The 12,909-nt window shown below is 73.2% G+C and carries 9 protein-coding genes; 3 read left to right on the top strand and 6 right to left on the bottom strand.

The features are described 5' to 3' along the window. Positions 1-10: 10 nt before the first annotated feature. On the bottom strand, positions 11-1,285 hold the full coding sequence (locus tag QJ852_24655) for a Glu/Leu/Phe/Val dehydrogenase dimerization domain-containing protein (protein ID WGX96324.1): 1,275 nt from the start codon (positions 1,283-1,285) through the stop codon (positions 11-13). Then, the gene (gene hppD, locus QJ852_24650; protein WGX96323.1) at positions 1,285-2,490 is read right to left on the bottom strand and encodes a 4-hydroxyphenylpyruvate dioxygenase; all 1,206 of its coding nucleotides are present in this window, start codon (positions 2,488-2,490) and stop codon (positions 1,285-1,287) included. Before hppD ends, QJ852_24655 begins: the two co-directional genes overlap by 1 nt. Positions 2,491-2,609: 119 nt before the next feature. Between hppD and QJ852_24645 the strand changes: the two genes are divergently transcribed. After that, complete coding sequence (locus tag QJ852_24645; protein ID WGX96322.1) at positions 2,610-3,110, top strand: Lrp/AsnC ligand binding domain-containing protein; 501 nt, start codon at positions 2,610-2,612, stop codon at positions 3,108-3,110. Between the two features lie 428 nt (positions 3,111-3,538). On the opposite strand, the gene QJ852_24640 is transcribed toward QJ852_24645, so the two are convergent. The 4 genes from QJ852_24640 to QJ852_24625 all read right to left on the bottom strand — a co-directional run bounded on the left by QJ852_24640 (position 3,539) and on the right by QJ852_24625 (position 8,870). Continuing rightward, a complete protein-coding gene (locus QJ852_24640) occupies positions 3,539-4,381 on the bottom strand; it encodes a hypothetical protein (GenBank protein WGX96321.1) in 843 nt (280 codons plus the stop codon). Between the two features lie 28 nt (positions 4,382-4,409). Continuing rightward, complete coding sequence (locus QJ852_24635; protein ID WGX96320.1) at positions 4,410-6,320, bottom strand: hypothetical protein; 1,911 nt, start codon at positions 6,318-6,320, stop codon at positions 4,410-4,412. Beyond that, on the bottom strand, positions 6,317-8,092 hold the full coding sequence (locus QJ852_24630; protein ID WGX96319.1) for a hypothetical protein: 1,776 nt from the start codon (positions 8,090-8,092) through the stop codon (positions 6,317-6,319). Before QJ852_24630 ends, QJ852_24635 begins: the two co-directional genes overlap by 4 nt. An 82-nt stretch (positions 8,093-8,174) precedes the next feature. Then, entirely contained in the window at positions 8,175-8,870 is a 696-nt protein-coding gene (locus QJ852_24625; protein ID WGX96318.1) for a helix-turn-helix domain-containing protein, read from the bottom strand. 59 nt (positions 8,871-8,929) lie between these two features. Here QJ852_24625 and QJ852_24620 point away from each other — a divergent pair, with 59 nt between their 5' ends. Together QJ852_24620 and QJ852_24615 are read left to right on the top strand one after the other, a co-directional pair. Next, entirely contained in the window at positions 8,930-10,783 is a 1,854-nt protein-coding gene (locus QJ852_24620) for a hypothetical protein (protein WGX96317.1), read from the top strand. Positions 10,784-10,992: 209 nt separating this feature from the next. After that, on the top strand, positions 10,993-12,816 hold the full coding sequence (locus tag QJ852_24615; protein WGX96316.1) for a phosphoenolpyruvate carboxykinase (GTP): 1,824 nt from the start codon (positions 10,993-10,995) through the stop codon (positions 12,814-12,816). Positions 12,817-12,909: the final 93 nt, after the last annotated feature.

Raw genomic sequence — 12,909 nt, 5'->3', positions numbered from 1 at the left:
CCGGGCGGGCTCAGACCAGCTGGTCGAGCGCGATCTCGAACGCGGTCGCCGCCACCGAGGTCGGGTACGCCGAGCGCGCGTGGCACCGCTCCAGCGCCGCGCGGATGGTCCGGGAGACGTCGCCGAAGACGGCCTCGTCGGACACCTCCGGAATGCCCTCCATGAGCAGGGTGAAGGTCCGGGCCATCCCGCAGTTCGCGATGAAGTCCGGGATCACCGCGACGTGCTGGTCGGCGAACTCGTAGGTCGGCCCGTAGAAGATCTCCGGGTCGGCGAAGGGCACGTTGGCGCCGGCGGAGATCAGCTCGAGGCCGCCGGAGACCAGGCGCTTGACGTGCTCGGCGGTCACCAGGCGCGAGGCGGCGCAAGGTAGGAAGATCTCCGCGCCGAGGTCCCAGATCGCGTCGTCCAGCGCGTCGAACGGGACGAGATCGTCGGCGCGCAGCGCGTTGCCCTCCTTGGCGAGGAAGAGCGCGCGGACCTCGTCGGCGGTGAGACCCTCGGCGTTCATCAGGCCGCCGTCGCGGTCGATGATGCCGACGATGCGGGCGCCCGCCTGGGCGAGGTAGTAGGCAGCGGCCGACCCGACGTTGCCCCAGCCCTGGACGATCACCCGCTTGCCGGCGAGCTGCTGGCCGCGGTCGCTGCCGTACGTCGCGTAGTAGTGGACGACCGACTCCGCCACGCCCCAGCCGGTCACCAGGTCGGCGACGGTGTACTTCCGGTCCCGGTCGGGCGTGTAGCGCGGATCCTCGACGACCTTGGAGACGCCGAGCCGCAGCATGCCCACGCGCTGCACCAGCTCGCGCTCGTCGGCGGCGAAGTGGCCGTTGACGATGCCCTCCTGCGGGTGCCAGAGGCCGTAGCGCTCCGTGAGCGGGATGACGTCGTGCAGCTCGTCGACGTTGAGGTCGCCGCCGGTGCCGTAGTAGGTCTTCAGCAGCGGGGAGACGGCCTTGAACCAGCGGGCCAGGACGCCCTCGCGGCGCGGGTCGGCCGGGTCGAAGTCGATGCCCGACTTGGCCCCGCCGATGGCGGGGCCGGAGACGGTGAACTTCACCTCCATGGTCTTGGCGAGCGCCTCGACCTCGCTGCGGTCCAGGCCGGCGCGCATCCGGGTGCCGCCGCCGGCGGCGCCGCCGCGCAGCGAGTTGATGACCGCCCAGCCCTTCGCCTCGGTCTCGGCGTCGTGCCACTCGAAGACGATCTCGGGGGCCTTGGACTCGAAGCGGCCGAGCAGCTCCAGCATGCCGGCGCCGGTCGTCGTCCCCGCGGTCGTCGTCATCAGAAGTTCCCCCGTCGTTCCTGCTCGCGCTCGATGGCCTCGAACAGCGCCTTGAAGTTGCCCTTGCCGAAGCCCAGCGAGCCGTGCCGCTCGATGAACTCGAAGAAGACGGTCGGCCGGTCGCCGAGCGGCTTGGTGAAGATCTGCAGCAGGTAGCCGTCCTCGTCGCGGTCGACCAGGATGCCGCGCTGCTGCAGCTCCTCGACGGGCACCCGGACCTCGCCGATCCGGGCCCGCAGCTCGGGGTCCTCGTAGTAGGAGTCCGGCGTCGCCAGGAACTCGATGCCCTCGGCGCGCAGCCGGTCGACCGTGTCGAGGATGTCGTTGGTGGCCAGCGCGAGGTGCTGGGCGCCGGGGCCGTCGTAGAACTCGAGGTACTCGTCGATCTGCGACTTCTTCTTCGCGATCGCTGGCTCGTTGAGCGGGAACTTCACCCGGTGGTTGCCGTTGGCGACGACCTTGGACATCAGCGCGGAGTAATCGGTGGCGATGTCGTCGCCGATGAACTCGGCCATGTTCGTGAAGCCCATGACCTTGCGGTAGAACTCCACCCAGTCGTCCATCCTGCCGAGCTCGACGTTGCCGACGATGTGGTCGAGCGCCTGGAACAGCCGCTTCGGGGCGCCCTCGCGCTTCCGGAAGGACGACGTCCGCGCGACGTAGCCGGGCAGGTACGGGCCGTCGTACCGGCTGCGGTCGACGAGGGTGTGCCGGGTGTCGCCGTACGTCGCGATGGCGGCGATCCGGACGGTGCCGTGCTCGTCGGTGAGGTCGTGCGGCTCCTCGACGATCGTGGCGCCGACGGACCGGGCGTGGGCGATGCACTTGTCGACGTCGGGCACCTCCAGTGCGATGTCGACGATGCCGTCGCCGTGCTTGCGGTGGTGGTCGTGCAGCGGGCTGCGCGGGTCGACGCCGCCCTTGAGCACGAACCGCACCGCGCCGCTCTTCAGGACGAAGGCCACGTGGTCGCGGTTGCCGGTCTCCGGTCCCGCGTAGGCCACGAGCTCCATCCCGAAGGCGGAGACGAAGAAGTGGGCGGACTGGGTGGCGTTGCCGACCACCCACACGGCCGCGTCCCAGCCGGTCACCGGGAAGGGATCCTCGTGGTCGTCGTACTCGACGAGGCCGACGAGCTGCTTGAGCGTGTCGAGGTCCAGCTCAGCGAGCCGCTCCTCGCTGGTCAGGGTCTCCTGGAGGGACATGCGAGGAGCACAGCAGAGCGCCGATCGGCCCCACAACCTGTCCAGCAGAAGATAGGCAGAGTGGCCCCGTCTGCTCCATCTGCGGGTCCACAGGTGGGCAGAATGGCTAGATTGGACGCATGCTCGCCCTGGATCGGATCGACCTCGCGCTGCTCGCCGCCCTCACCGAGCACCCCCGTGCCGGCGATCTCGAGCTGTCCCGCCGGACCCAGGTCGCCCGGGCCACGGTGCAGAGCCGGCTGCGGCGGATGACCGAGGCCGGTGTGATCGCCGACTGGGACCCGACCCTCGACGTCGCCGCGGCCGGCTTCGAGGTGCAGGCCTATGTCACCCTCGAGATCTCCCAGGGCGCGCTCGACGAGGTCTCCCGCGACCTCGAGGCGATCCCGCAGGTGCTCGAGGCCTACGTGACGACCGGCTCGTACGACGTCCTGTGCCGGGTCGCGACCCGGTCCCACCCGGAGCTGCAGGCGACGCTGGTGCGCATCGACCAGTCGTCGTCGGTCGTGCGCTCCACGAGTGTGATGGTGCTGTCGGTGCTGATCCCGCCGCGGGTGCTGCCGCTGCTGGCGAGTGCCGATCCGGGGCCGAACCGCCGGGCGCCGGCGTACCGCCGCTGACGTGGCCGGGCCCGGCGCGCCCGAGGTGACAGCGCCCGCGACGCCCTGACCGGGTCCGTCCCGGCCAGCGGCCGGCAGCGTGGCGCACGGCCGCGAAGCGGCACGGGGCCGGCAGCGTGTCGGACGGCGGCGGAGCCGCATCGGGCGTGGCACGTGGTCCGAGCGGGTCGGCCGGCAGCGTGGCGCACGGCCGCGAAGCGGCACGGGGCCGGCAGCGTGTCGGACGGCGGCGGAGCCGCATCGGGCGTGGCACGTGGTCCGAGCGGAGCGAGGACCGGGTGCGAGCTCGATATCCGACACGCTCGGCCCATAAAAAATGGAAGCCGCCGCAGGCGTCTCGGGTCACCTGCGGCGGCGAGAGCAGCATGTCAGATACCGCCGGGCATTGTCATCAGGTTCGCGGAAAAAACTTCGCGACGCTCGGCCCATCAAGAGCGAAACAGGAGCGCGGACCGGTAGTCACTGTTCATCGAGTTGACCAGGGAGGTCAGCCGCTTCTCGGGCACCTTCGTCCGCGACGTGCCGATGGTGACCGCGACGATATTGCCGTAGACGCCGGAGTTCCACTTGCCCTGCACGAACGACGGCAGGATGCTGCCGTCGGGCAGATCGAAGTCCTGGTCCTTCATGGTGCTCTGCGCGGCCTTGGCGTGGCGCTCGGTGTCGAAGACCAGGAACAGGTGGGTGAGCCGGACCTTCCCGCCGAGGGCGTCGAACACCCACTGGGCGGCGTACCGGCAGCGCTGCCGGGTGAGCACGTTGCCCTCCTCGACCGGAGCGCAGCTCGGATGGTCCACCGAGCGCAGCAGCTTCGCATGGTGCTCGACGTCGCCGAGCTTGAAGTCCCAGTCGCCCGGGAAGTCGGCGGTCGCGACGTCGTTGTGGATGTCGTCGTCGGTGTCGTCCGAGGGGGTGTACGGCGTCGACGGGCCCGAGGTCGGGGCGTCGGTCGGAACGCTGGGACTGCCGGGGGATCCGGTGGGGGTGGATCCGGAGGAGGATCCGGAGGAGGAGCCGGAGGCGGTGGTGCTCCGATCGTCGGCCGTGCGATCTCCGTCGTCGTCGCCACCGCCCGCGATCAGGAAGGCCCCGACGCCGACGGCGGCGAGCAGGACGACCGCCAGGACCACCACCCCGACCACGAGGCCGACCCGGCGCCGGCGCGGCGGCGGGCCGAACGGCGGGTACCCGGGCGGACCCCAGCCGGGAGGCGGTCCCTGCGGCGGTCCCGAGGGCGGCGGTCCCGGTGGCGGCGGGGGCGGGGGGCTCATGGCCGCCTCCTACCCGCGCGGGGGCGCCTCAACCGGTACGGATCGCGAGCCCGTCCACCCGCACCGCCCGCCCCGAGGAGGCGACGACGACGCGGACCTTGCCGGTCCGGGTGGCGAAGGCGGGGAGCAGACGCAGCTGCTGGTGGGCCCGAGCGCCCTTGAGCGAGACCCGGCCGATCCGCGTGCGCCCGACGAACACGTCCACCTTGCCGCACCGGCGACAGGTGCTGACCACGACGCCGACCTGGCTGAGTGTCGCCCGGCGCAGGGTGAGTGTCGCGCCGCGGCGCTTCGACAGCACGGCGGTGCCGCCGGCGTACGACGACCCGCGGGTCCGCTTCCATCCGGCCGAGCGGGTCAGGGCACCGTCGTCGACGGTCGTGAGCGCCGCCGGGCCGGCCGGCGGCGGCTGGGGCGAGGGTGGTGGGGTCGGTGGCGTCGGTGGCGTCACCGCCCCGGGAAGCCCGTTGCTGGCGCCGGTCTGCAGGCGGTCCACCCCGTCGTCCGCGGAGAGCCAGCCGGCGAGGAGCCGCCCGTCCGGCGCGACGTGGAGCGACTGCACGACGGTCGCCGGACCGGACAGGTCGAGCGCGCCGCTGAAGGGGATGCTCGACCAGCCGCTCCCCGCCGGGGCGAGCACCCGGCCCCGGTCCGTGCTCGCGTGCGCGTAGCCGACGACCGGCACCCCTGCCGGGGTGAGCACGGCGCGACCGCCGATGCCGAAGACGTCGGCACCGTCCTCGCTCATCGCCGTGACCGGGCCCCAGGATCCACCGGGGGGACGCAGGGCGGAGTGGAGGCCGCGGCTGCCGTCGATCCCGGCGGGCGGGACGCCGACGACCACGAGGGCCCGGCCGCCGACCACGGCGATCGAGCGCACCGCCGCGTCGACGGGCGCGGGCGTGATCAGTCCGGTCGCGCCCGCGACGTCGCCGCCGGCATGCGCCCACGTCTCGGTGCCGGCCGGCACCTCGCGGTGCCAGGCGAGTGCGACGCCGCCGGCCGGGTCGGCGTCGATGCCGGCGAGGGCGAAGGAGCGCGGCTCGAGCTCGGAGCCGGTGGCCAGCTGCGTGGTGATCGCGCCGCGCAGGAAGACGCCCGCCTCCTCCGCGGGCTCGTCGGCCGCCTCGCGATGGACCCAGCCGATCCACTCCTGGCCGGATCCGTCGAACACGACCGCCGGCTGGCCCGAGGGCCCCTCCCGGTCGGGGCAGTCGTCGGGGTCGGGCTCCACGCAGTTGACCGGGATCGCAGGAGTCTCGACGGTGACCTCCTCCGGCGTCGTCCAGGTGGAGCCCGACCCGTGGGTGCGGAAGACCTCCAGGTCGGCGCTGCTCTCGCCGGGACCCCGCTGTGCCTCCCGGGCCTCGAAGGCCACCGTGGCGTCGCCGTCGGGGGCGACGGCGACGGCCTTGCTGCCGCCGAGGCTGATCGAGCCCACGGCGCCGGTGTCCTCGACGGCGACGGTGTGCGGCGCCGCCCACGCCCCGGACGAGGACCGGGAGACGGCACGGTAGGTCCACGACGACGTGCCGGGGTCGTACTGGGTCCAGGCGACGATCGCGGCACCGGCGGCGGTCACGTCCCAGCTGAAGTTCGGGTACGACGTGAAGTACTGCTGATAGTCGCTCACCTGCTCCGGCGGCCCCCACAGCCCGTCGGATGTCCGGGTGCGCGACCAGACCTGGGCCGGCCCGTCGCCGGCAGCGGTGGGGTCGTCGGCGACCGACCAGAGCGCCAGCAGGGAGCCGTCGGCCAGCGGCCACACCCCGCCCGCCGCCACGTCGACCCCGGCCGGGGAGACGGCGACGGGGGTGGTCCAGCCGACGCCGTCCCACGGGTCGACGTCGGCGGCGCGGACCGGCGGGGCGGCCACCGTCGCGGCCATCGTCGCCGCGGCGAGCGCGAGGACCGCGGCGCCGGCCACGCCGGCCCTCACCGCAGGACCTGGACGTACACGTCGTAGTCGCCCGTGGCACCCGGGACGATCGCCGCCGCCGAGCCGAACACCAGCACCGAGCCGTCGGGGGAGAGCCGGTCGTCCCCGCTCGCGCCGGCGCCCGCCCGGGTGATCAGGGTGCTGGTGCCCGTGGCCCGCTCCCACACCACGATGTCGGCCTGGCCGCCGTTGGTGTCGCCGGGCAGCACGTTCTTGGTGCCCATGGACACGAACCGGCCGTCGTCGGACAGGGTGCCGCCGGGGTTGCCGGCCGCGCCGTACGGCCCGACGAGGGCGAAGGACCCGGCCGGCGTGCGGAGATAGGTGTCGCGGACGCCGTTGAGATCGGCCAGCGACAATGCGGCCTCGGTGGTCACCGCGATCTCGTCGCCGGTGCCGCTCAGCGAGGGGCTGTCGGCGTCGATGTCGGGCGTGAGGTTGACGCGGTTCGAGATCGCGCCGTTCGCGGCGATGTCCCAGGCGAAGACGGCCGAGCCGTCGACGTTCCCGGGGTCGAGGTCGGTGTCGCTGCTGGTGAACGCGACCCGGGAGCCGTCGGCGCTGAGGTCGAGGCCGAAGATGTTGGCGTCCGACCAGCCGAGGCCGACCCGATCGAGCGGCCGGGTCGTGTCCGTGCCGCGGTCGCGGAGATAGGCGTGCCGCACGCTGGTGTTCGGCGGCGGGGACAGCGTCACCAGGTCGCTGGCCGTCGAGGTGAAGGCGACCACGCGACCGTCGTCGCTCAGGTCGTAGAGGTAGGAGTCGTTGTTGCCGGGTGCCGAGCCGCCCGTGGCCGTGGAGACCAGGTCGAGGCTGCCGTCCTGGCGGTCCAGCACGAACACGTCGTAGTCGTAGTCGCCCTCGCCCGCCAGGTTGGATGCGGTCGACTGGAACGCGAGAAAGCGCCCGTCGGCCGACAGCACACCGGAGTTGACGTGGCTGTCGGCGCTCGGGACGGCCAGGCTCAGCCCGCCGGTGACGCGGTCGAAGAGGTAGACGTCGTCGTGGCCGTCGGAGTCGGCCGGCAGCAGTGGAGCGCCGGAGGTGAAGGCGACCCAACGACCGTCGGCCGACACCGACGGGTCGAAGGACTCCTCGCCGGGTGCGGTACCCGGGCTGGCCAGCTCGGGCGAGGCGGCGGTCCGCACCGACCGGGATGCCGAGACCACCCCCGCCGCGCCCTGGTGGGCGTCGCCGACGACACGGTACGAGGTGGTACCGGCCGGCCCTCCGGCGTACCCGAACCGCGCCTGGCCGGTGCTGTCGGTGCTGACGGTCCCCACGGTCGTCCAGGCGGCGCCGTCGAGGCGTTCGAGCCGGACGGTCCGACCCGCCCGCGCAGGCGTCACCGTGGCGGTGACCGTGCGGGGCAGGCCGACGACGAAGAGCGCTCCCGTGCTCAGCTGTGCCGCCTGCGGGGCGAGCCGGACCTCGACCCTCTTGCTCGTGAACCTGCCGGCGCGGACCCGGTAGCTGCCGGCCTTGCGTACCCTCGTGTCGAGCTTGTACCTGCCCTTCTTCACCTTGCCGCGGGCCACGGCGACCCAGCGCTTCCCCTTCTTCCGCTCCAGCGTGGCGCGCCCGGTGACGGCACCGACCCGTCCGCTGAACCGGGCCCGCTCCCCGGCCATCGGCTGCGCGGGAGTGACGGCCACGGCCCTGCCGCGGTCCGACGGCCCGGGCTCGGCCCGGGACGGGACCGCGCCGAGGGGCGCGAGGGCCAGGGCGAGGACGAGGAGCAGGCCGGCGAGGAGGCGCGAGCGAGGGATCACCCGGCGATCGTCGGCTGTGCGGGACGCGTGACCGAGAGGTTTCCGGCGGTGTGAGACCAGCGTGAGACTCCGGCCGGCGCGCTCAGGACCCGACCGCGTCGCGCAGGGCCTGGCGCACCGCCTCGGCGTCGCGGCCGACGTCGCCGGCGGGGCCCAGTGCGAGCACGGCGTACGGCGGTCCGGGCTCCACGACCGGCCACGGCAGCGCGATGCAGCCGGCGCCGGCGATCGTCCAGGAGAGCTCCTCGGCCGGCGCGCCCGCCCGCACCGCGCGGACCAGCTCGCGGACCGCCGCGGCGTCCCGGGGTGCGGCCGGGGAGGGGCGGGCCCACGGGGTGACGTCGAGCCGGCGGTCGAGCTCGGGATCGGGGAGCTGGGCCAGCAGTACGATCCCGCCCGCGGTCAGCCACAGGTGCTCGTAGGGCGCCTCCGGGTCGAGGAAGTCGGCCGGCCCGGCCACCGCCACCGGCCGGGCGCCGTCACCGGCCAGCCGGACCACGACGGCGGTCAGGCCGGTGCGCTCGTGCAGCCGCTCGGCGACCCGGCCGGCCCGGCGGCGTACGGCGGCCGGGTCGGTGGCGACCATCGCCACCGCGCGCTCGCCGAGCACGTAGCGGGCACCGGTGCGCAGCACCCAGCCCTCGGCGTGCAGCTGTCCCAGCATCCGCGAGACCCCGGCCTTGTCGACGCCGAGGCGTCGGGCGATCTCGGAGACGCCGAGAGCCTCCCCGCCCAGCATCTCGAGGGCCCGCAGGCCACGGAGGAGGCTGGTGGTCACCTCGACGAGCCTACGCGAACTCGTTGACCTCTCGTCAACAGCCCTCCTACCCTTCGGCCATGGGGATCGTGCAGCTCCGGCCGGGCCGACCGGCCCCACCCACCTTGGCGACGTACGCCGAGGGACTGGATGCGCGGCGCTACGCCTGCCCCGCGGACCTGGCGCACCGCCTCGACCTGCTGCTGGACCCCGGCGGGACGGTCCGGGTGCTGGAGGTGACCGGCCGAGGCGGCGTCGGGAAGAGCGCTGCGCTGCGCGAGGCGGGTCGCCGGGCTGAGCGCTCCGGGCACCGTGTCGTCGCCCTCGACGCGCGCGACGACCGCGCGCTCGGGGTGCTGGGCGGTCTCGACGCGGTCGACGGTGCCGGCGTGGTCCTCCTGATCGACGAGGTGGACGCCCTCGGGCCCGCGCTGGGCGGCGTCGGTGCCGCCGTGGCCCGGCTGCCGGAGGACACCCGTCTCCTCGTCGCGGCCCGGACCCTGCCCGCGCGCTGGCTGCCCGAGCCGGTCGCCGCGCTGGCGGTCCGGGCCCGGATGGGCGGCCTCGGAGCGCGGGACGCCGACGCCCTGCTCCAGCGGTACGACGTCGACGATCCCGCCGTGCGGTCCGCGCTCGCGGCCCGGGCCGGTGGGCTCCCCCTCGCCCTCGTCCTCGGCGCCCGGGCCTGGGCGGTGGCCGGCGAGCGCGACGCCGCGGCGCTGACCCGGGCCGCAGGTGAGGACCTGGCCGCCCATCTCGCCGACGCCGCGCTCGACCGGCTCGATCCGGACCTGCTCGCCGTGGTCGTGCTGGCAGCGGGAGTCGACGGGCCGCTGTTGGCCGACCTCTTCCCCGGTCGGGTCGCCGAGCTGGTCGAGGCGCTGCGCGAGACCAGCGTCGTCGAGCCGGTCGGCAACCGGCTCGTGCTGCACCCCTCACTCGCCGACCAGCTCGCGGAGCGGCTGCGGGCCGAGGAGCCGGACCGCGCGGCCGCCACGGTGCTGCGGGTCGCGGAGCACGAGCATGCGCGCGCGGCCGCCGGGGAGTCGGGCGCGCTGCCGCGGCTGGCGGCGCTGGTCCGCGACCCCGGTCTGCGCGCGGGCCTGGGGCCGACGACCTTGAGCAGCCACTACGCCGACCGCTGGCGCACGACCGACGCGCCCGTCGTACGCCGGGAGCTGGAGGGGCTCCGCCCCGGCCTGTGGCAGGTAGTGGCCCCCTGGCTGGGCGAGGGCGCGCGGGTGGTGCGTCGCTCCGACGGCCGGGCGGTCGCCGTCGTCGTCGCGCTGGCGATGGAGGCCGCGTCCGGACTGCGCGGCCCGCGCTCGCGGCTGGTGGCGCCGGTCCTCGAGCACGCCCGCCGGCAGGGCACCTCCGACCGGGCGGTGCTCAGTGCGGTGCAGCTGACCTTCGGCGACGCCGACGAGCCCGAGGTCGTCTGGGTGCGCAATGCGGCCGGGCTGGCCCAGTGCGGCATCGGCAACCCGCGCAGCGACCACGTCAACCTGGTCGGGGACCTGCCGGAGGAGCGCGCGGTCCTCGAGGCCTATGGCTACGCCGAGGTGCCGGAGCTGCGCCGCGACGTCGACGGCGTGCCCGTCACGAGCTGGGTCGCCGACGTCGGCCCGGGTGGCCTCGCCGGCCTGCTGCACGCGGCCGTGGTCGCCGAGCAGGGCCGCCCGGACGGCCGGCCCGACGACCTGGTCGCGGCGCTCGAGACCTTCGGCGTCGCCGGCGCGCAGGAGCGGGCCTGGCTGCGGGCCCGGGTCGACGCGACGCTCGCGGGCGAGCCGACCCTGCACGACCTCGTGCGACGTCGCTATCTCACGGCCGGTGCCACCCACGAGGCCGTGATGCGGGCGACCTACCTCAGCCGCGCGACGTACTTCCGCCGGTTGCGCCGGGCCCGCGAGCTGCTCGCCGCGGCTCGTTGACATTCGATCGATCAAAAGCGGAACGGGGCCCACGCCTGCGTCCGGCGGAGGTACGCGCCGATGTGCGTCATCGCAAAACGGGTGTCATGGTGACTGTCACGCGGACGACGGTGTCCCCGGATCGGACGATTCGAACCCCGGTAAGAACCGGGTGGGCTGTGGGGTAGCGTCCCCACACCTGGACAAGGACCGAAAGGCTGGCGAAAGCGATGGTTGATGTGGAGCGGGCACTCGACGAGGGGGGTCTCACCAACCCCCACGTTCGTGAGTACGTCGCACACTGGGCCAACATCACGGGAGCAGACCGGATCGAGGTCGTGTCCGCGGCCGACGACGCCCGGCTGGTCCAGGAGTCCCTGGAGGCCGGTGAGCTCCTCCCGGCCGGCGAGGGCCTCTACTACTCGCGCTCCTACTTCAAGGACACCGCTCGCGCCGAGGAGCGCACCATCGTCGCGACCTCCAACGAGGCCGACAAGGGCGTCTACAACAACTGGAAGCCCGCCGCCGAGATGAAGCCGAAGCTCGTCGAGCTGATGACCGGCGCCTCGGCGGGCAAGACGATGTACGTCATTCCCTACCTCATGTCGCCCAAGGGCTCGCCGGTCGAGAACTTCGCCGCCGGCGTCGAGCTCACCGACAACCGCAACGTCGTGCTCCAGATGATCCGCATGGCGCGGGTCGGCGTCGAGTACATCAACGACCTCGGCGACTCCTTCGTCAAGGCCGTGCACGTGACCGGCGACCTGGAGAACCTCGGCCAGGGCACCCCCGACGACAAGCGCTACTTCGTGACCGTCGCCGACGAGCGCACGATCCTGCACTTCGGTTCGTCCTACGGCGGCAACGCGCTGCTCGGCAAGATCGCCCACGGCCTGCGCCAGGGCTCCTACGACGGCTGGAAGAACGGCTTCCTGGTGGAGCAGTTCATGCTGCTCGGCATCACCGACAAGCAGACCGGCAAGAAGTACAACATCTGCGGTGGCTTCCCGTCGGCCTCGGGCAAGACCAACCTCGCGATGACGCTGGCCCCCGACGCCCTCGGCGACCGCTACTACGTCGAGTTCTACGGCGACGACATCGCGTGGATCTGGGTCGGCGACGACGGCAAGCTCTACGGCATGAACCCGGAGAACGGCGTCTTCGGTGTCGCGAAGGACACCAACGAGAAGACCAACCCGACGGCGATCGACTCGATCGTCCCGGGCACCGGGGCCATCTTCACCAACGTCGCCTACAACCCCAAGACCCAGGAGGTCTGGTGGGAGGGCAAGGGCGACAAGCCGACCGATCTCGATGGCTGGGAGGACTGGAAGGGCGAGATCATCGCCGACCGGGCCCCCGAGCACGCCGACGACCCGTGGGCGCACCCGAACAGCCGCTTCACGACCACCCTGGCCAACGTCCCGAACGTCGCGAAGGACTTCGAGGACCCGAAGGGCGTCGAGATCCACGGCATCATCTTCGGTGGTCGCACCCGTGACCGCGAGCCGCTGATCCGCGCGATCACCGACATCGCCGAGGGCGTCTACGACGGCCTCACGCTGGGTGCCGAGGCGACCGCCGCGGCCGACGGTCTCGAGGGCGTGCTGCGCTACGACCCGATGTCGATGCGTCCGTTCATGTCGTACTCCGAGGCCGACTACGCCGCGCACTGGCTCGAGGTCATCGGCCGGGCGACGACGAAGCCGATCTTCGCGCACGTCAACTGGTTCCAGCGCGGCGACGACGGCCGCTTCCTGTGGCCGGGCTACCGCGAGAACCTCCGGCCGCTGAACTGGCTGATGGAGTTCTTGAACGGCGAGGTCGAGGGCGTCCAGACCGCCGTCGGCGTCCTGCCGAAGCGTGAGGAGCTCAACCTCGAGGGACTCGACGAGCAGGCGCTCGCCGATCTCGACACGCTCCTCACGATCGACGTCGCGCGCTGGCGGCAGGAGATGGACTTCCGCGAGAAGCACCTCGCGCAGTTCGACGGCCTGCCCGAGGCGATCTGGGAGGCGCACCGCCGCGTCGCCCAGGCGCTCGACAACGCCTGACCCGTTCGAGCGTTCACCGTGCCCCGGCTCCTCAGAGCCGGGGCACGGTGCTTTTCCAGCGTCCTGTCGGGCTCCTCGCGGAGGGTGCGGACG

It is taken from the genome of Nocardioides sp. L-11A, from assembly GCA_029961745.1.
Classification (GTDB): Bacteria; Actinomycetota; Actinomycetes; order Propionibacteriales; family Nocardioidaceae; genus Nocardioides.
This window is presented reverse-complemented; position numbering and strand designations above follow the sequence as displayed.

Excerpts from the sequence above, each read along its gene's own strand:
- QJ852_24655 (WGX96324.1), bottom strand. The coding sequence starts at position 1,285 with ATGACGACGACCGCGGGGACGACGACCGGCGCCGGCATGCTGGAGCTG.
- hppD (WGX96323.1), bottom strand. The coding sequence starts at position 2,490 with ATGTCCCTCCAGGAGACCCTGACCAGCGAGGAGCGGCTCGCTGAGCTG.
- QJ852_24645 (WGX96322.1), top strand. The coding sequence starts at position 2,610 with ATGCTCGCCCTGGATCGGATCGACCTCGCGCTGCTCGCCGCCCTCACC.
- QJ852_24640 (WGX96321.1), bottom strand. The coding sequence starts at position 4,381 with ATGAGCCCCCCGCCCCCGCCGCCACCGGGACCGCCGCCCTCGGGACCG.
- QJ852_24620 (WGX96317.1), top strand. The coding sequence starts at position 8,930 with ATGGGGATCGTGCAGCTCCGGCCGGGCCGACCGGCCCCACCCACCTTG.
- QJ852_24615 (WGX96316.1), top strand. The coding sequence starts at position 10,993 with ATGGTTGATGTGGAGCGGGCACTCGACGAGGGGGGTCTCACCAACCCC.